The following is a 19,256-nucleotide window of genomic DNA, read 5'->3' as shown; positions in this document are numbered from 1 at the left end:
TCGTCCTCCATGGGGCCTGCGCCCCCGGGGAGACGTCAGGCGCCGTAGCGTGCCATGAAGGTGTCGATAGCACCCTCGACGATGCGGTCAACCTCGGCCTGTTCGAATTCGGTCTGCACGCCGAAGATCAGCCGGGTCCAGAGGTCAGCCTTGCACAGCTCCGCGAACTGGTCCGCGGCGAGGTCCATGTCCTCGATCTGCAACTCCCCCCGCGCGGTGGCCTGCGCGAGATAGGCCGTCAGGGCCCGGCGCATGGTCATCGGGCCACTCTGGTAGAACTGCCGCCCCAACTCCGGGAAGCGGTCCGCCTCCCCGACGCAGATGCGGAAGATGCGCTGGCCCATCTCCGAATAGATGAAGCCGAGAAAGCGCTGCGCCGCCTCGCGCAGGACGACGCGGGGCGGGCAGGTGAAGTCCATCGTGCCGAGCGCTTCATCCGCCTGGCGGCAGCATTGGGCCGAGGTCACTTCGAGGAACAGCAGCCGCTTGTCGGGAAAGTAGCTGTAGAGCGTGGCCTTGGACACGCCCGCCGCCTTGGCGATCTCGTCGACGGACGCGCCCTCGAAGCCGTCGCGCAGGAAGATTTCCCGCGCGCCTTCCAGCACCTGGTCGAACTTGCGCCCTTTTCGGACAACGGCTTCAGTGTTCATGAATACATCCCATTCCGGCAGTATAAACCGTTCGGTTCAGTACCGGCAAGCGATGGCGCTCACTTGCACTGGGTTTCGGCGGTCGTCGGGATACAGCCCTGTGTCGAAACGTCCGGATGCTTCGGCGGGAAGGTCAGGTCCGGCAGGGACATGGTCGGAACACCGGCCATCGCGGCAGAGGCACCAAGGGTCAGGACGAGAGCATAAGCGAAGGATTTCATGGGTTTCACTCCAAAACTGAACTGCTTCGTTCAGTTATCTAAACCGGATGGTTCAGATTCGCAAGTGCATTCTGAACTGATCGGTTCACTTTTCTGATCTTGCACCCAGAATGGATGCCATTAAATTAGAATTATTCTAAAAGAGGGCTTCCATGCGTTTCCTGACCTCCCGCCGACAATTCCGTGACCTAACCGAACAAGAGGTGCTGGCCCTGGCGATTTCCTCCGAGGAGGACGACGCCCGCATCTACCGCAGCTATGCCGAGCGCCTGCGCACCGACTTTCCGGACACCGCCGCCGTCTTCGACGGCATGGCCCACGAGGAAGACACGCACCGCAAGGCGCTGATCTCCCTGCACCGCAAGCGGTTCGGCGAGGTGATCCCGCTGATCCGGCGCGAGCATGTGGCGGGGTACTACGCCCGCCGCCCGGTCTGGCTGATGGAGAACCTCGGCATCGAACGCATCCGCGAGGAAGCGGCGAACATGGAAAAGGACGCGGAGCACTTCTACCTCGAAGCGGCCAAGCGCAGCACCGACGCCGACACCCGAAAGCTGCTCGGCGACCTCGCTGCCGCCGAAGCCGGACACCAGTATTCGGCCAACAGGCTGGAGCGCGAAAACCTCGACGACGACGCCCTCGAACGCGAGGGCATGACCGCCCACCGCCAGTTCGTGCTGACCTGGGTGCAGCCCGGACTTGCGGGCCTGATGGATGGCTCCGTCTCCACCCTCGCGCCGATCTTCGCCACCGCCTTTGCCACGCAGGACACCTGGACGACCTTCCTCGTCGGCCTCGCCGCCTCGGTCGGCGCAGGCATCTCCATGGGCTTCACCGAGGCGGCTTCGGACGACGGCCAGCTCTCCGGGCGCGGCTCCCCGATCAAGCGCGGCATCGCGGCGGGAGTGATGACGGCGCTCGGCGGTCTTGGCCACGCCCTGCCCTACCTGATCCCGCATTTCTGGACGGCGACGATCATCGCCTTTGTCGTGGTGTTCGTGGAACTCTGGGCGATTGCCTGGATCCAGAACAAATGGATGGAGACCCCCTTCCTCCGCGCCGCCTTCCAGGTGGTGCTGGGCGGGGCGCTGGTCTTCGCTGCCGGGGCGCTGATCGGCTCAGGGTGAGCGATGACCCGAAATCTTGAAAAGATTTCGGACCGATTTCTTTTCAAGAAATCGGCGCCAGACGCGCCGACGGGTCCGGACCGAAGCCGACCGGACTGCCGAAAGCGCTGCTTTCTCTACAAACCTGTGAAGTTTCGGAAAATGGCGGCCGCCAGATGCGGATCGGGTGCCGGGGTGTCAGTCCCGGCCTCCAAAGGGCGGCGTCACCCGCCCTGCCTGATGAGATCGCGATCCCGAAAGGCTTCGGGAGACTGATCCTGTTCTTCCGTGGTCAACCGCGAATGAAATTGCGCCACGGCGGTTAAGCGATCCCTACCCCACCGCACGGTCCCCCGCCCGGCATCCCATCTGGACGCCTCGCCCGCCGCATGGCAAAAGCCCCGCGCACCCCACGCGCGAGGACCGCCCATGTACATCGTCTCCCTGATCGCCAAACCCGGCACGCTGGACGCCGCCCTTGTGGACAGCCTGCGCAATGCCTTCGGCGGCGGCGATGCCCTCTGGCTCTCGCCGGACGAGGCCGCGGAATTCCCGGTGGAGACGACCCCGACGAACCTCGCCGAGGTCCGCGCCTCCATCGCCGATCAGGCCGACCTCAACATCCTGCCCGTCGCCAACCGCCGCAAGCGGATGGTCCTCGCCGACATGGACAGCACCATGATCCAGCAGGAATGCATCGACGAGCTGGCGGAGGTGGCCGGCGTCGGGGCGCATGTGAAGGCCATCACGGCGCGGGCGATGAATGGCGAGCTCGACTTCGAAGGCGCCCTGACCGAGCGCGTCGCCCTCCTCAAGGGCCTGCCGGAGTCGGTCATCGACACGGTCGTTGCCGAGCGCATCACCCTCATGCCCGGCGGACCGGAGCTGATTGCCACGATGAAGGCGAACGGCAGTCACGCCGCGCTGGTCTCCGGCGGGTTCACCGCCTTCACCACCCGCGTCTCCGCCATGCTCGGCTTCGACGAGAACCGGGCAAACACGCTGTTGATCGAGAATGGCACGCTGACCGGCGAGGTCGGCCGCCCGATCCTTGGCCGCGAGGCCAAGGTCGAGGCGCTGGAGCAGATCACCACCCGGCTGGGCATCTCCGAGGCCGACGTCATCGCCGTGGGCGACGGGGCCAACGACCTCGGGATGCTGGGCCGCGCGGGTCTGGGCGTGGCGCTCCATGCCAAGCCGATGGTGCAGGAGCAGAGCGATTGCCGGGTAAACCACGGCGACCTGACGGCGTTGCTCTTCCTGCAGGGCTACGCGCGGAGCGCATTCGTCTCGCCCTGAATCCGGCAGGGCAGGCGCGGCCTTCTCGATCCACCGCATTGACGCCCGCCGCCCAAAAGCGCAAACAGCGCCCGCGAGGAGGCCCGCCATGACCGATCATTACGCCGTTTTCGGCAACCCCGTTGCCCAGTCCAAATCCCCGATGATCCACGGCCGGTTTGCCGCGCTGTCGGGCCAGGACATGGCGTATGACAAGATCGAGGCCCCGCTCGGCGGGTTCGCCGACGCCGTGCAGAGGTTCCGCGACGCGGGCGGCAAGGGCTGCAACGTCACCGCGCCGTTCAAGATCGACGCCTTCGCGATCGCCGGCACCGCCACCGATGACGCCCGGCTCGCGGGCTCGGCCAACACGCTGCGGTTCTCCGACGGCGCGATCGAGGCGCACAACTCCGACGGCATCGGCCTGACCCGCGACATTCAGGACAACCTGCACACGCCGCTGGCGGGCAAGCGCATCCTGATGCTGGGGGCCGGAGGCGCGGTGCGCGGCGTGCTGCTGCCGTTCCTGCAGGCCCAGCCGGACGAGCTGTCGCTGCTCAACCGCACCCCGGACAAGGCCGCCGCTCTGGCCGAGATGATGGCCGATTACGGCATGGTCACGCTCTGCGATCCGGTGGAATGCGGCGGCTTCGACATCGTCATCAACGGCACCTCGTCGAGCCTGACCGGCAGCTGCCCTGCCCTGCCCCGGGGCGTCTTCGACGGCTGTGCGCTGGCCTATGACCTGACCTACGGCAAGGGGCTGACGCCGTTCCTCGCCGCCGCACGGGACGCCGGGGTGCCGCATGTCGCCGATGGCGTCGGGATGCTGGTCGAGCAGGCGGCGGAGAGCTTCCGCTGGTGGCGCGGCATCACGCCCGCGACGGGGGACCTCATCGCGGACATGACGGTGCCGCTGGTCTGAGCGGCGCCCGCCTTACTTGCTCAGGCTCTTAAGGACGCGGTCCAGCTGCTGGCCCTGCTTGCTGCGGGCGGTCGGCGCGGTCTTGACCAGGTTGTAATACTGCGCCGGATCGTATTGCACGACATCCAGCTGCAGCTGCTGCGCGGTCAGCAGGCCCAGCGCAGCGAGCACCTGGTAGGCCGCCACATGGCGGTCGATGGTCGCCGAGATCAGCCCGGCGCGGGCGTCGAGCAGGTCCTGCTCCGCCTGCAGCACGTCGAAGGTGGTCCGCGCCCCAAGCGAGGCTTCCTCGCGCACGCCGTTGAACGCCACCTGCGCCGCCCGCACCTGCCGCTCGCTCGCCTCGATGCCGGCGATGGCGACGGCGAGGGTGGCATAGGCGGTGGAGACATCCTGCGTGATGCCGTGACGCGTGGAATGCAGACGGCCCCGCGCCTGATCGCGCTGCGCCTTGACCTTGCGGACGAGGGAACTCAGCCGGCCGCCCTGATAGATCGGCCCCTCCGCGCCGAGCGTGATGCTGCCGGTGCGCGAATAGGTACCGTTGTTCAGCGAATCCGTCGCGCCAAGCCGCCCGGACAGGCTGATCACCGGCTTCATGGCCGCCTCGGCCTCCTTGATGGCGAGTTCGAAGGCAAGGATCTCGTGCTGGATCTGCCGCAGGTCCGGGTGGATCTGCAACGCCGTCGCCTGCCCGTTCTGCTCGGACGGCAAGCGCGGCAGCGAGCCCGGCGCCTGCAGGCGGCCCGGCTTGTGGCCGACCACGGAAGTGTAATTCGCCCGCGCAATCTCCAGATCACCCTGCGCCCCGGCCAGCGCGCTGCGCGCGGAGGCGAGGCTCGCCTCGGCCAGCGCCACGTCGGTGCGCGTGACCTCACCCACCTCGAAGCGGTCGCGGGCGGCGCGGAGTTCGGTGGTGATGACGCGGACGTTGTTTTCCCGCAGGTTGACGATGGCCTCGGCACGGCGCACGTTGAGGAAGGCGGACGCGGCGGCGAACAGCACCTGCTGCTCGACCGAGATCAGCGCCTCGCGGGTGGCGAGCACCGTCTCCTTGGCCCCTTCCAGCGCCAGCTTGCCCGCGCCGAAATCGAACAGCGTGTAACTGGCGACCAGCGCCAGCGTCGTTTCCGTGGTGTTCACCCGGCTCGCGCCTTGCACGGACTTGGAATAGCCGAAGCTGCGCTGCATCTGGGCCGACCAGCTCAGCGTCGGGCGCAGCGCCGCCATGGCAATCGCCACATCCTCGTCCGCCGCCCGCAGCACCGCGCGGTTCTGTTCCAGAAGGCCGCTGTGGTTGTAGGCGGAAGTCATGGCCGCCGCGAGCGTCTCCGCCATCGCGGTCCCGTGCATCAGCACCGTGACAAGCGCCGCTCCGGCAAGGCGGGTCATACCCCGGCGAAACCGTTCCTGTCCGAACTTGCCCAACATCCGCCCCACTCCGTGCCTCTGGTCACTCTCGTCTTGGTAGCGCCCCGGTCCGACCCTGTCAAAACACGTTGGCGCCGCCGGACTGAACCAATCGGTTCAGTCATGCTTGCCCTCTTTGTTTCCTCTCCGCGCGGCGTGGTCAAGGACAAGCAGAGCCTGCGGCGGGGTGCCGCGACGGGGGGTGACAAAATCGGCACGGCGGGCAGGCTTTCACCGCAAAACGAAAACGGCGGGCCTTCCGCCCGCCGTGTCCCCTTACTGCGCCTTCAGCTCCAGCCGCCGCCGGTGCAGCACCGGCTCCGTGTAGCCCGACGGCTGCTCGCGGCCCTCGAACACCAGATCGCAGGCGGCCTTGTAGGCGATGCCCTCGAAGGAGGGGGCCATCGGCACATAGGCCGGATCGCCGGCGTTCTGGCGATCCACCACTTCGGCCATCTGCTGCATGATCTGGCTGACTTCCTGCCGCGAGACCACGCCGTGATGCAGCCAGTTGGCGATGTGCTGGGCGCTGATGCGGCAGGTGGCGCGGTCTTCCATCAGGCCGACATCGTTGATGTCCGGCACCTTGGAACAGCCCACACCCTGGTCGATCCAGCGCACCACGTAGCCGAGGATACCCTGCGCGTTGTTCTCCACCTCGCGGCGGATCTGCTCCGGCGTCCACTTGCGATAGGCGGCGAGCGGAATGTCGAGCAGCGCCTCCACATAGGCCCGCCGTCCGCCCTTCGCCAGCTTCGCCTGAACCGCCTTCACATCCACCTTGTGGTAATGCGTGGCGTGCAGCGTCGCGGCGGTGGGCGACGGCACCCAGGCGCAGGTCGCCCCGGAGCGCGGATGCTCGATCTTCTGCTCCAGCATCGCCGCCATGCTGTCCGGCTGCGCCCACATGCCCTTGCCGATCTGCGCCTTGCCCATCAGGCCGCATTCGAGGCCGATGTCGACGTTCTGATTCTCGTAGGCGCCGATCCAGCTCTTGCGCTTGATGAAATCCTTGCGGGAGAAGGGCCCGGCCTCCATCGACGTGTGGATTTCGTCGCCAGTGCGGTCGAGGAAGCCGGTGTTGATGAAACACACCCGATGCTTCGCCGCCCGGATGCATTCCTTGAGGTTCACCGAAGTCCGCCGTTCCTCGTCCATGATGCCGAGCTTGACGGTGTACTGCGGCAGGCCGAGCACCTGTTCCACATGGGTGAAGATCGCATCGGCAAAGGCGACCTCCTCCGGCCCGTGCATCTTCGGCTTGACCACATAGACCGACCCGGCCACGGAGTTGCGCGGGCCTTGCGTCTTCTTCAGGTCATGCAGCGCGATCAGCACCGTGACCATGGCGTCCATCAGCCCCTCGTAGATCTCGCTGCCATCCTTTGTCAGGATCGCCGGGTTGGTCATCAGGTGGCCAACGTTGCGCACCAGCAGCAGCGCGCGCCCCTTGAGGGTCAGCTCCGAGCCATCCGGCGCGGTAAAGGCCCGGTCGCCGTTCAGCCGCCGGGTCATCTCCTTGCCGCCCTTGACGAAGGTATCCTCCAGATCGCCCTTCATCAGGCCGAGCCAGTTGCGGTAGGCTTGGGTTTTCTCTTCCGCATCCACACAGGCCACGGAATCCTCGCAGTCGATGATCGCCGACATGGCCGATTCGAGCCGCACATCCGCGAGTCCGGAGGCGTTTGTCTTGCCGATGGGGTGGCTCTTGTCGAACACCAGTTCCACGTGCAGCCCGTTGTTGCGCAGCAGAACGGAGGACGGGGACGCCGCGTCGCCGGTATAGCCCACGAAGGCCGCCGGCGTTTTGAGGGCGGAGCCGTCCACCGACAGGGCACCGTCCTTGACGGAATAGGCTTCCGCCTTGGCGTGGCTCGTGCCGGTCAGCGGGAAGATGTCGTCGAGGAACACAGCCGCCCGCGCCACCACACGCGCCCCGCGCCCGTCGTCGAACGGACCGGAGACAACCGGGCCCATGGCATCCGTGCCGTAAAGACCGTCATAGAAACTGCCCCACCGCGCATTTGCCGCGTTCAGCACGAAGCGGGCGTTGGTCACCGGCACCACCAGCTGCGGCCCCGGAACCTCGGCGATCTCCGGATCGACGTTGGACGTCTCGATGGAGAAATCGCCGCCTTCCGGCACGATATAGCCGATATCCTGCAGGAACGCCTTGTAGACCACACGGTCATGCGCATGGCCGCGCCGCGCCTTGTGCCAGGCGTCGATCTTGGCCTGGATGGTCTCGCGCTTGTCCAGAAGCGCCTTGTTCTTCGGTCCGAAGTCATGCGCCAGCGCCGAGAACCCGGCCCAGAACGCCCCGGCGTCCACCCCGGTCCCCGGCAGTACGTCCGTTTCGATAAACGCCGCAAGCTCCGCCGCAACCTGCAATCCATCGCGGTCAAGACGGTCGGTTTGCTGGATAGCTTCAGTCACGCTGTTCTCCTTGGCTGGGGCGCCCGGCCCGTCGCAGGGCGGTATGCCGATGTGCACAATCTCGATGTCCCGAAAGGACATAGCAGAGCAAGGCCCCCTTTGGCAGGAAAGATTTGCACGCAAACAGGGCGATAAGCAAAATGGACTTTCAAAATTTACATGACAATCCCGGCCCCCTCTCCGCATTGCCCAAAAAGAAACCGGGGCGCGCAGGTCACGCACCCCGGTCCCGTCACCCCTCTCGTTCCTCGGGAGTGGTTCCTTGGCCTTGCCGGTTACATCGGCTCGAAGGAGTAATGTTCGTGCGTCACGCGCCAGTCGCCGCCGCCCGCGTCGTGCATCACCAGCGACCAGCGCCAGGTCGAGCCGTCCTTCATGTTGTCCCGCGTCACCATCTCGTTGGTGCCGGTCAGCGTAGCGATGGCGACGTCGCCGAGATATTGCACCTGCATGTCGCGCGGCTGGATGTCGACGGTGAGCAGCGTCTCGCGGCACTGGTTCTGGGCCAGAACGAAATCCTTCGTGCCCCGGATCTTCCGCGCGACGGAGGCTCCGTAGAACATCGCGCCCTCGTTCTCGCCATAGACCCGGCTCATCTGTTCGACGTTGTTCTCCTCGATCCCCTCGATCAGCGCCATGACCACCTTGGTGACACTCTGCACTGCCTCCGCGCCGCGATCCTTGGACTCCTCCGCCATCAGCCGCGCACCGTCGATCTTGATCTCCACGGTCTCGCCGATCTCCACCGCCGCCGCGGGCAGGGCCGCCAGACCGGCCATCGCCGCTCCGGCAAACCACAGGGCCGCGCGAGCGTGAGCCTTCGAAAATGTCTTCGTCATACTGTCCTCCTGTCAAAGAGGCGCCGTGCTGCCTGCACCGCAGGACTCCCATGTCACGCCTGCACGCGCAGCGGGCGCCGGAAAAACCGCCGGACGACCGGGCTGCAAATCGGCCCCGGCGTATCGTCCAGACTACCGCGCCTGAGGTGCCCCCGCTTCTCGAAAATTGGGGCGGGCTGCGATGCACGGGCTCAGTTCGACGCCGCCTCCGGCCCGATCAGCAGGACGGCGGGCTTCATCGCCGCCAGCGTCGCGGCAAAGCGCCTGACGTCTTCGGCCGTCACCCCGTCGTACAGCGTCGCCCGGTCGGCGAGGTAGCGCGGCGCAAGTCCTGCCATCTGGAGCGAGAGCAGCGTTTCCGCCGCCGCCGCCGATCCGCCGAAGTTGCGCACGAAAAACACGCCGGACAGATAGGCCTTCGCCTCCGCCAGTTCCGCCGCGCCCGGCCCGTCCTCCGCCAGACGGGCCAGTTCCGCGTCGATCACCGACAGCGTTTCCTCCAGCCGGTCGGTGCGGGTCTGGGTCGAGATCAGGAACTGCGGCGTGATCGCCTCCGGGTCGAGCGCGGTGTTGACGCCGTAGACCAGCCCCCGCGCGTTGCGCAATTCGTCGAACAGGCGCGAGGACATCGGCGCGGCCCCGAAGATGTGGTTCATCACCGCCGCCACCGGGAAATCCGCGTCCCGCTGCGCCGGGGCGGGCCATGTCATCAGGATGGTCGTCGATGGCGTCGGCGCGGCGATGCGGACGGTCTGGCCGAAGGTGGGTTCGGGGACCGCGGCGGCCTGCGCCGGGGCCGTTTCGGGCAACGCGCCGAACACCCTGTCGAGCCACCCGGCGAGGTCCGCCTCCGAAACCGCTCCGACGACCGCCACATGCAACCGGTCCCTGGTGAACTGCGCGGCGTGGAAGGCGTGCAGGTCTGCCCGCGTCACCCGCGCCAGTTCCGCCATGTCACCCTTGCGGTTGCGGGCAAACGGGTGGTCGCCATAAAGCGCCCGGTCCCGGGCGAGGCTCGCCTGCGCCTGCGGGTCGGCCTGCTGCGCCGCGAGGCTGCTGAGGATCTGCCGCCGGATGCGCTCGACCGGGGCCTCGTCGAACCTCGGATCGGTGACCGCGAGGCTCAGCAGCGCCAGCGCCTCGGGCGCATCCTCGCGCAGCACCCGGAGCGATCCGCCGAAGTATCCGTCCCGGACGAAGAACGACAGCTCCGCCCCGGCGTCGTCCACCGCCGACAGGAAGGCTTCCGAAGCCATCTCCCCCGCGCCCTCGTCCATCAGCCCCGACATCAGGTAGGCGGTGCCGGACAAACCCTCCGGGTCCGCGCGGCTGCCGCCCTCGAAGGCGAAACGCAGGGTGACGAGCGGCAGGCTGTGATCCTCCAGCAACCAGGCGGTCACGCCGCTCTCGCTTGTGATCTCCTGCACGGCAATCTCCGCCCGCGCCATGCCCGCAAGCAGGACCAGCGCCATCAGGCTCCGTAGCAGCGCCCTCATTGTCCCACCTCCTGCGGGGCCAGCAGATAGCCCGTCACGGCCCGATCCGGTGGCAAGAGGTCCCGTGCCACGCGGGCTATGTCGTCCGGCGTGACCGCTGCCAGCCGCTCTGCCTCGCTGGCGATGCCGTCCAGAGTGCCGCCGGTGGCCAGCACCATGCCGAGATACCGCGCCATGACGAGCGGATCGTCGCGCTCGAACATCTGTCCGCGCAGGACGCGCCGCCGCGCCGCGTCGACTTCCGCCACGGTCACGCCCTGCGCCGCGATCCGGGCAAGCTCCGCGTCGAAGGCCGCCTCCAGCGGGATCAGGTCCGCCGGGTCCAGCGGCACGCCGTAGAAGGAGAAATAGCCGTAATCCATGGGGTTGCCGTCATAGCGCACGGTGACGCTTTTCGCGGTGCCGCTGCCCAGCACCTGCGCCGTGTAGAGACGGCTCCGCGCCCCGCCGCCAAGGATCTCCGCGAGGAGGGTCAGCGCCTCCGCCTCGCCCGGCGCGGCGGTGGTGTTGCTCGGCACCACCCATGACTTGCGGAACTTCGCGGCGCGGATGCGGGAATCGCTGAGCGAGACCGTGCGGCGGGTGCTCACGACGGGCTCCATGATCCGCGACCGCGCCACGGTGCCGGGGCCGCGTGGCAGCCTGCCGTAGCTGTTCTGCGCCAGCGCCAGCGCCGCGTCGAAGTCCACATCGCCAACCACCACCACGATGGCGTTGTCGGGGCGGTAGTACCGTTCGTAGAAGGCCAGGGCATCCGCCTGCGTCAGCCCCTCGATCTCGCGCATCCAGCCGACCACCGGATTGCGGTAGGGATGGCGCTGGAACAGCGTCGCGTCCATCTCCTCGACCATCATCGAGCCGGGATCGTTGTCCACCCGCACCCGGCGCTCTTCCTTGATGACCTCGTGTTCTATGGCCACCGCCTCGGCGTTCAGCATGAGCCCGGTCATCCGGTCCGCCTCGAAGGCCATCATCCGGCCCAGCGCCTCCGCCGGAACCTGCTGGAAATAGACGGTGAAATCGAAGGAGGTGAAGGCGTTCTGAATACCCCCCACGGCATTCACGGCACCGATGTAATCCCCCTTCGGATGCGCCTGCGTCCCGCTGAACATCAGGTGTTCGAGGAAATGCGCCAGCCCGGACTTGCCATAGGGATCGTCCGCGCTGCCGGTCCTGTACCAAACCATATGGGTGACGACGGGGGCGCGGTGGACGGGCAGGACCACCAGCCGCAGGCCGTTGTCCAGCACCGCCTCGCGGATCGGCGGGGCGGTCTCCTCCGCCCGCACACAGACCGCCGAGAGCATCAGCAACCCGGCCATCAGCAGACGAAGCAGACAACCCCCCGCCATGACTCAGGCCGCCTTCGCAGGAGGCACGGCGTTGATGCGCGCGTAACCCGCCGTTCCGGCCATCCGCTCGGTCCACGCCGCCACGCCCTCCAGCCCAGGCATCAGCTCTTCCCCCTCCGGCGTCACCGCGAGATAGGCGAGGATCGGGGCGAGGAAGTAATCGGCGAGGCTGACCGTCTCCCCGGAGAGATAAGGCGATGCGCTCAAGGCCTTGTCCAGAATGCCGAGGTGCTTCTCGATGGTCGGCTTCGCCGCCGCACAGACCGCCTCATCCGTCTGCATCCCGCGCATCGGCTTGACGAAGCGCTCGGACACGCAGTTCCGGACAAAGGAGGTGTACATGTAATCGTTGATCGCGCTGATCCATTGCAGCATCCGCGCCTTGCCCACCGCATCGCCGGGTTGCAGGGCCGGGCCGTCGAAGGCCTCGTCGACGTAGGTGCAGATCGCCAGCGTCTCGTAGAGCACCAGATCGCCGTGGCGCAGCGCCGGGATGCGGCCGAAGGGGTGCAACTCGGCATAGGCCCCGGAGCGGAAGTCCGGGAATTCGAGCGTGTAATCCGCGCCCTTGGCTTCCAGCGCCATGATGGCAGTGCGGACGTAGGTGCTGGGCGGCAGGCCGTAAAGCGTCACGTCGGTCATCGGATCTGTCCTTTCCAAAGGGTCATTGAGTGGGTTTCGGGGGAGCCATGCAGCCGTCCGCCCCGGCTCCCGATTGCAGCATATCAGACATCTGGTCGCCATTGGCATCCTTCAGCGCCGTCAATTGCAGGCCATAGGCCTCGTCCACGTTGGTCATGGCGAGGGAGAAGCGGCTGTGGTCCGCGTTCCAGCCGGCATAGGCGGGCGTATTGGCGAAGAGCAGTTCCGGGCGGAAGGTCTCGGGGCCAAGCGGTTGGCCGTCGCGCATCAGCATCCCCGAAACCGCCCCGTCGCCGTCGAGGTCCACCTGCACCTGATCGGGCTGGTAGAGAACGAGGCTGTTCAGGAAGGCGAGGATATCGGCCCGGTCCTGTTCCGCAAGACCCACATAGGCCGCTGCCATCCCCTCCGCCTCGCCGCCATGCCTGCGGATCACATGGTCCAGCGTCGGGCTGCGCCCGTCATGGCCATAGGGCGCGGAAGAGCCAACGCCCCAGAGCGGCGGCGTGCGGAAACGGCGCAGGGCGAAGGCCTTGTCGGCGCGGGCACCGTAGTAATACTCGGCAAAGCGCGGCCCCATCTCGTGATGGCGAAAGTCGCTGTAGACGCCCTGTACGGTGGTCTCACCGAACCGCCGTTGCCAGTGGCCCTGATCGTCCTTGTCCGCCAGCAAGGTCAGGTTCCCCAATGCCGTGCCATCCGCCGCCACCGTTACGTCGATGTCAAAGAACCGCCGGTCCCCGGCATAACCCGCCCCTTGCGGCTTGATCTGCCAATCCGCCACATGGCAGGTCGTACAGCCGATGTCGGCAAACAGCGCCTCGCCGCGCTCTGCCTCCGGCGTGCTTTCCATCCGGGCGGCGCGGGGGGTGTTCAGGAGATACCATTCCAGCAGGTCGATCTCCCCGGCGCTCACCGATTGCCGCTGTGCGGTGCAGTCTTCGGGATCAATCGCCGCGAAATCCGGCGCGGGCAGGATCAGCTGCGCCATGCCGGCATTGGACACCGGCCCCCAGCCATCGCCTGCCTTGAGATCGCCAAACGCGCCCTCATCCGCCTCACCCTTCCGCGCCTCGATCCGGAACCCCATGACCGAGCGCATGACCCCTTCGGAGAAGCGGCGCAGGCTCGGGAACTGGTGGTCGCTGATCGACGCCGCGAAAATCCCGGTGGAGATGTCGTATCCCGCCACGCCCGGCGCCCCGAGTTTTGCCCGGCTGCCGTCGGCGGCACGGGTGATCACCCGGCCTTCGGCATCGACGAAATTGACCGTCAGAACCATGTTCAGATCCGGCCCGCCGTCGCCGTCGCGGTCGTCCAGCCAGCCGTAGGACAAGGGCATTCCCGGCACCGGCTCCACCAATGCCTCCACGCCTTCGGTCTCCGCAGGCACATCGAGGAAGCCGTTCCCGTTCAGGTCGTACGTCGCATAGAGGTCCTGCCGGATCTGGATGCCGATCATCTCGATCAGGCCGACGCCGAACAGATGCGGGATATTTCGGCCATGTCCCACCGGCGCCGCCGCATTGCCGCCGAAGCCGCTGCTACGATACGGCATGTTGTGGCACATGGCGCAGGAATTGGCGTTGGCCTCCGCATAGCCATCGGCAGCCAGAGCAAACACCCCGTCCTCGATCCGCCATTCGCGCTGGAACAGGTCCGCGCCGCGCTTGAACGCCAGCCAGGGATCGCTGGCCTGCAGGTCCATGCTGGTCCCCGGCACGCCCGTCCTGTCATCGTGCAGAACCCGCACGCGCGGCTCCCGCAGGGCCATGCCAAGCGGATCGTCGGGCCGTTCGATGGCTTGCCCAAGCGCCGTGGTCCCGAGGCCCGCAAGGGTCAGGGCAAAAACCAGCCGTTTCATTGCGTTCCCTCCATCACCTTTGCTTCCCGGTCCAGAACATCCGGCACCCCGTCGCCATCCGCGTCCTTGCGGAACGGCAGGGTCAGGCCATAGAGCGGGTCGGGGTTTTGCAGGATCATCAGCGGCACCTCGCGCCCTTCGTGGTCCATCACGCGGGCGACCTCGTGGAACCGTGGCGGGGTCTTCGTCAGGAAACGCGGATCGAAGCGTTCATAGCCGACGCCCGCGCCGTTCACCTCGAAATCCCCGGCGATCACCCCGTCGCCGTCGAGATCGGTCGGCAGTTCGTCGCTGACGTAGAGCACCAGAGAGCGCAGGAAGTCCTGCACCTCGTCCTGCTCCCCGTCCGTCAGGGCCATATACCCATCCCGTGCCGCCGAAGCCGCGCCGCCATGCGCCGCGATCACCGCATGCAGGCTCAGGAACTGCCCCGAATGGCCGAACGGCGCGGTCGATCCCACGCCCCAGAGCGGCGCGGTGCGGTGGGTGGTCTGCACCGATCCGTCATAACGCACCTCGTCGAAGGCGGGGCCGAGGTCCCAGTGCTTGAAGTCGGAGTAGACGCCGGCGACATCCAGCGCCCCGCGCAACGGCTTGCCATCCGCCCCGCGCAGGTCGATGAGCCGGCCCTCCGGGCCGCCCGGACGGGACTTCAGCGCCAGATCGAACAGCCGCCGGTCGCCGCCCTCGCCGGTTTGCGGATCGCGCCCCGGCAGGTGCCAGCTCTCGACATGGCAGGAGGTGCAGCCGACCTCCGCGAACAGCGCCTTCCCGGCGTCAAACCCCGGCAGCGGCACCACCGCCGGCGGCGGGACGTGCAGCATGTAGAACTCGGCGGCATCCGCATCGCCCTCGCTCAACTCGGCAAGCCGCCCGTCGCCGTCGGGGTCGTCCGTGGACAGCCCGCGCGCGTCATGCCCCAAGCGCCGGTCCACCACGTCGCCGAAGTCCACCTGCATCGCGCCGGGCAGGGACACACCGGCAATCCGCTGGCCATCCGGCGCGATCAGGGACCCGTCCTGCGCCTCCATGCCCATGTGCAGGTCGGACGCGCCGACATAGAACTGCCGCACGCTGCCGGTCTCCGCGCCCTGCGCCATGCGCCGTCCATCGGGCAGGATGCGATCCCCGCGCCCCCAGCCGAAAGGCTGCATGACGAAGTCGAAGCCCGCGACCTGCGGATCGTCCAGCCCTGTCGCATCGTCCAGCACCCTGCCCGCGGCATCCAGATACCAGACGCGGAACACGCTGTTCAGCTGCGGCACGCCAAAGGCATCGGGTGCAAGGTCGCCGTAATCGACCGTCACGCCCTCGACGCCGACCCCGACAACCGCCGGTGACGGGCCCGCCACCTCGCTGCGGTCGATCCAGCCGTTGCCGTTCCCGTCATACCGCCGCATCAGGTCCCGCCGAACCTCCTCGCCGATCATCTCCACCAGCCCCGCGCCGTAGAAATGCGGCGTGTTGCGGCCCATGCCGCCGGTGGAGGCAATCGATTGCCCCGCCCCCGGCTCCGGGTGCGGCATGGAATGGCAGGCGCCGCAGCTATTCGCATGATCGCGGGCAAAGCGCGGTGCAAGGTCCCTGCCTGCGCCCCCGGCATAAAGCGGAATGGAGGCGTCGCCGGTCTGGCCGAAGGCACCGTTCTCGAAGGTGTATTGCCGCCGGATCAGATCACGCCCGAGGGTGTAGAGGAGGAAGGGGTCCTCCGCCATGAGCTGGCCGGTGGTGCCCTCCTGCGTGATGTCCCTCGAGTGGATCAGGTGCACCAGCGGATAGGGCAGCGCGAGGCCGTAAAGGTCATCCTGCCGCTCCGCCACCTGCGCCGCGAGCGGCGTCGCCATCAGGGACAGGACACCGACAAACCGTCTCATTCCGAGCCTCCTTCCGATACCGGGATCACCCCGGTTTCGCGCAAAGTGGTGCCGAGTGCGGGCAAGGCGGCGGGGGTGAACGCCTCCGGACCATAGCCCCGCGCGGTGAAACTGACGTCCTTGAGCGTGATCCGCGACCACCGCTCCGGCCCGACCCGCATTGTCATCAGCGTGGCGATCCAATGCCCGTCGATCTGCGCCAGATCCTCGACCCGCATCTGTTTGAGGGGCGCGTCCCCGGCAAGGTAATCAGCCCCCATCAGGAACAGCGGCTCCTGCGAGAGGTAGAAGCGGGCGCGATCCCAGAGGAACTGCCCCGCCACATCCTCCGACACCTCCGCGTCCAGCACCGTCACTGGCAGCCCGGCGATCACCTCCTCACCGGCCAGCGCATAGGACACCCCGACCTCCGGCAGCAACCAGCGGATGTCGCGGTAGGCGAAGTCCGACCCGAGCAGCCCCTCGTCCAGCTGCTCCGGCTCCAGCGCGATCACCTGCTTGAGGCCGACCGGCAGATTGAGGAACACGTCGAGCCGGTCGGGTTGCCCTTTCGGTTCCTGCAGCAGGTAATTCGTGCCGCGCAGCCCCTCCGGCGCATCCAGCAGGAACAGCGTATCGACCATGTCGCCCCCGGCGGACCAGGCGTTGATCACACCGAAATGCCGGGTGATCTCCTGCCCGGTGAGCAGGTCCAGATCGACGCTCTGCCAGCCGTGCGCGGCAATGGGGCGGGCGTTGTAGCGGGTGACGAGGTCCAGCGCCGGCTCGGCGAGGGCGGGACCGGCGAGGAACAGCAGGGCGGCGACGGCAGATTTCATGCGTCTCTCCGTTTCATGGACCCGTCGAGGAAGGCGGGGATCAGGGTGAGCGAGAGCGCCGCCGAGAGGATCAGGCTGGCGCAGATCAGCAGGCCGAGGTCGAGGTTCGGCGGCACCTTCGACAGCAGCAGCACCGAGATGCCGCCCACCACCGCCAGCGCCGCCGAGACTGTCGCGGGGGCGGTCAGGGCCAGCGCCGCGTCGAGGGCTTGTGCAGGCGGCAGGACCTTCAGCGCATTCCGGTAGGCCACCAGCAGGTGGATCGCGTAGTCGATGCTCGCGCCGATGGCGATGGCGGCGAACATGGCTGTCGCGATGCCGAGGCTGGTGCCGGTGACGACGAGGAAGCCGTGCAGCAGCAGGATCGTGCAGAGCGTTGGCAGGAAGACGAGGAAGGCGGCGGTCAGCGATCGGAACAGCAGCGCCGCCAGAAGGAAGGTGATCGCCAGCGCGGCAATCAGGGTGCGCGGGAAGCCTTCGGTCACGAGGTCGATGGCGCGGAACCCGTCCCAGGCCTCGCCGTAGGGGGTCAGGCGCAGACCGAGGTCCGAGCCGTTCACCGCCGCCACCGGCCCGTCCAGCAACGCCTTGACAGAGGCATAATCGGCGCCGGTCAGGTAGAGCGTGGCCAGCCCCATGCGGCCGTCCGCTGTGAGGCGAGGGGCCAGCGGATAGCGGCGGAAAGTGCGCACGACGATATCGCCCTGCACAAGCTCGCCGGGGAGGAGGCCCTGCGCCCGCCGGGCATCCGCATACGGCCCGAAATCCTGCCCCGACAGCGCCGCATTGGTGCGCAGGATGTCGTCGAAGACCCCCTGCACCGCGCCGACGCCTTTGGCCTCCGAGAGAACCCGCTCCGCCGCGAAGACCCGCGCCGCCACCGCGTCATCGAGCAGTGAGCCGCCCGCCAGGTCCTCGACCAGCAAGGCCATCTGAACCGTACCCGCAACATGCCGCGACAGCACGCCATCCGCCTGCCGCACGGCACTATCCACCGGCAGGTTCGCCAGCCAGCTGTCGTTGATCGTCAGCCGGGGCACCGCGACGAGGCCAAGCGCCAGCAGCACGGCGGAGAGCGCCATCGCCAGCCGCCGCCCGCGCGGCCTGCGCCGCCAGAGCCCGGCCATGCCCCCCTGCACCCGCGCCCGCCGCGCCTGCGCCGCCAGGGCCAGAGGGCGGCGGACCAGCGACAGGCAGGCAGGCAGGAGCGTCAGGGTCAACACATAGGACAGGCCGATGCCGATGGCCCCGGCGAGGGCGAAATCCGAATAGGCAGTGAGCGCCGTCAGCATCAGCGCCAGCAGCCCGCCGCTTGTGGTCAGGGCCGAGAAGGTCACCGCAGGGACCGCCCGGCGCATGGCCGCCGCGATGGCGTCCTGCCACGGCAGCGCCGGATCTTCGCGCAGCTTCGCGAGGCAATGGTCGATGACATAGATGTCGTCGGAGACGGCGATCACGAGGATCACCACCGGCAGGATCAGTGTCGGCACATAGACCGCGATGTCCAGTCCGGCCATGACCCCGGCGGTAAGCAGCGTCGTCACCATCAGTTTCCCGAGGATCACCAGAACCGGCAGCGGATGCCGGTACAGCGCCAGGAGCAAGGCCCCGAGGATCAGCGCCATCGCGGGCAGGAACAGCGCCAGATCGCGGATCAGCGCCCGCCCCAGCTCCGCCTGCGCCAGCCGCGCCCCGGTCAGCACCATGTCGGGGCGGCCGCCGAGCATCGCCTGAACGGACGCGATCACCGCCTCCGCATCGGCGCCGGGGGCAAGCTGCATCTGGAGCATCGTCGCGGCGTGGTCCCGGGACACCAGCAGGCCGTTGTCCTGCCCCGCCGCGCCGATCTCTGCCGCAAGACGGGTGCCAAGGGCACCGTCCACATCGGCTTCGGCCAGCAGGGGGGCGACCTTCAGCACGCCGCCGTCGATAGCCACCTGCGGCACGGTCGCAAGGCTGGTCAGATGCGCGACACCGGGGATCGCCGCCAACCGCGCGGACAGGTCCCGGACCACCGTCAGGGCCTCCGGTGCGAATACGTTGCCACTCTCCGGCACGAAGCCCACGGTCATCGTGTCGCTCAGGCCAAAGACCGCCTCCGCCGCTTGCACCCGCTCCGGCACGCCGCCCGCCGGGATCAGCTCCCGCGCGTTCAACCGCCAGTCGAGGGACGGCAGGGCCAGCAGGGAGAGCACCGACGCCAGCGCCAGAGCCGCGAACAGCAGAACGCGCAGGCGGAAAATCCCCTGCACGCTCACGTCCCGGCCTGTGGTAATCTGCGCGTCGATGTTCGCCATGATGCCCCCGAAACGGTGATGCGGCGCCGGACCCCCGGCGCCGCATGC

General features: G+C 67.7%; 15 protein-coding genes. 3 read left to right on the top strand and 12 right to left on the bottom strand.

Going from position 1 to position 19,256, the window contains the following annotated elements; genetic code table 11:
• Window positions 1-35 precede the first annotated feature (35 nt).
• Window positions 36-650, bottom strand: coding sequence for a TetR/AcrR family transcriptional regulator (locus ACP159_RS16735; RefSeq protein WP_425100876.1), 615 nt, complete (start codon window positions 648-650; stop codon window positions 36-38).
• Between the two features lie 59 nt (window positions 651-709).
• Window positions 710-871: a hypothetical protein gene (locus ACP159_RS16730; RefSeq protein ID WP_425100875.1), complete on the bottom strand. Its 162-nt coding sequence runs from the start codon at window positions 869-871 to the stop codon at window positions 710-712.
• Window positions 872-1,023: 152 nt separating this feature from the next.
• Here ACP159_RS16730 and mbfA point away from each other — a divergent pair, with 152 nt between their 5' ends.
• From mbfA to aroE, 3 genes are all read left to right on the top strand, one after another.
• Window positions 1,024-1,998 (top strand): iron exporter MbfA, encoded by a 975-nt coding sequence (gene mbfA, locus ACP159_RS16725; RefSeq protein WP_425100874.1) that lies wholly within the window; start codon window positions 1,024-1,026, stop codon window positions 1,996-1,998.
• Between the two features lie 408 nt (window positions 1,999-2,406).
• Entirely contained in the window at window positions 2,407-3,276 is an 870-nt protein-coding gene (gene serB, locus ACP159_RS16720; protein WP_425100873.1) for a phosphoserine phosphatase SerB, read from the top strand.
• An 88-nt stretch (window positions 3,277-3,364) separates the two neighbouring features.
• Window positions 3,365-4,180, top strand: a complete 816-nt coding sequence (gene aroE / locus ACP159_RS16715; RefSeq protein ID WP_425100872.1) for a shikimate dehydrogenase — start codon at window positions 3,365-3,367, stop codon at window positions 4,178-4,180.
• Window positions 4,181-4,192: 12 nt separating this feature from the next.
• Here the strand turns inward: aroE and ACP159_RS16710 are convergent, their stop codons facing one another.
• The 10 genes from ACP159_RS16710 to ACP159_RS16665 all read right to left on the bottom strand — a co-directional run bounded on the left by ACP159_RS16710 (window position 4,193) and on the right by ACP159_RS16665 (window position 19,208).
• Window positions 4,193-5,572 carry a TolC family outer membrane protein gene (locus ACP159_RS16710; protein WP_425100871.1) on the bottom strand — a complete coding sequence of 460 codons (1,380 nt, stop codon included), beginning with the start codon at window positions 5,570-5,572 and terminating at the stop codon, window positions 4,193-4,195.
• A 294-nt stretch (window positions 5,573-5,866) separates the two neighbouring features.
• Window positions 5,867-8,107, bottom strand: a complete 2,241-nt coding sequence (locus tag ACP159_RS16705; RefSeq protein WP_425100870.1) for a malate synthase G — start codon at window positions 8,105-8,107, stop codon at window positions 5,867-5,869.
• Window positions 8,108-8,301: 194 nt separating this feature from the next.
• Window positions 8,302-8,865: a YybH family protein gene (locus ACP159_RS16700; RefSeq protein WP_425100869.1), complete on the bottom strand. Its 564-nt coding sequence runs from the start codon at window positions 8,863-8,865 to the stop codon at window positions 8,302-8,304.
• A gap of 191 nt (window positions 8,866-9,056) precedes the next feature.
• Window positions 9,057-10,361, bottom strand: a complete 1,305-nt coding sequence (locus ACP159_RS16695) for a M16 family metallopeptidase (RefSeq protein WP_425100868.1) — start codon at window positions 10,359-10,361, stop codon at window positions 9,057-9,059.
• Window positions 10,358-11,713: a M16 family metallopeptidase gene (locus tag ACP159_RS16690; protein ID WP_425100867.1), complete on the bottom strand. Its 1,356-nt coding sequence runs from the start codon at window positions 11,711-11,713 to the stop codon at window positions 10,358-10,360. The genes ACP159_RS16695 and ACP159_RS16690 overlap by 4 nt, the downstream gene beginning before the upstream one ends.
• 3 nt (window positions 11,714-11,716) lie before the next feature.
• Entirely contained in the window at window positions 11,717-12,355 is a 639-nt protein-coding gene (locus ACP159_RS16685; RefSeq protein ID WP_425100866.1) for a glutathione S-transferase family protein, read from the bottom strand.
• Between the two features lie 22 nt (window positions 12,356-12,377).
• On the bottom strand, window positions 12,378-14,219 hold the full coding sequence (locus tag ACP159_RS16680; RefSeq protein WP_425100865.1) for a di-heme oxidoredictase family protein: 1,842 nt from the start codon (window positions 14,217-14,219) through the stop codon (window positions 12,378-12,380).
• Window positions 14,216-16,093: a di-heme oxidoredictase family protein gene (locus tag ACP159_RS16675; RefSeq protein ID WP_425100864.1), complete on the bottom strand. Its 1,878-nt coding sequence runs from the start codon at window positions 16,091-16,093 to the stop codon at window positions 14,216-14,218. The genes ACP159_RS16680 and ACP159_RS16675 overlap by 4 nt, the downstream gene beginning before the upstream one ends.
• Window positions 16,090-16,911 carry an outer membrane lipoprotein-sorting protein gene (locus ACP159_RS16670; protein WP_425100863.1) on the bottom strand — a complete coding sequence of 274 codons (822 nt, stop codon included), beginning with the start codon at window positions 16,909-16,911 and terminating at the stop codon, window positions 16,090-16,092. Before ACP159_RS16670 ends, ACP159_RS16675 begins: the two co-directional genes overlap by 4 nt.
• Window positions 16,908-19,208: an efflux RND transporter permease subunit gene (locus ACP159_RS16665; RefSeq protein ID WP_425100862.1), complete on the bottom strand. Its 2,301-nt coding sequence runs from the start codon at window positions 19,206-19,208 to the stop codon at window positions 16,908-16,910. Before ACP159_RS16665 ends, ACP159_RS16670 begins: the two co-directional genes overlap by 4 nt.
• Between the last annotated feature and the right edge of the window lie 48 nt (window positions 19,209-19,256).

The sequence above is a fragment of the Tropicibacter sp. S64 genome, from assembly GCF_049803835.1.
In the GTDB taxonomy this organism is placed as follows: Bacteria; Pseudomonadota; Alphaproteobacteria; order Rhodobacterales; family Rhodobacteraceae; genus Pacificoceanicola.
The sequence above is the reverse complement of the archived record's forward strand: the minus strand, read 5'-3'. Positions and strand labels throughout refer to the sequence as shown.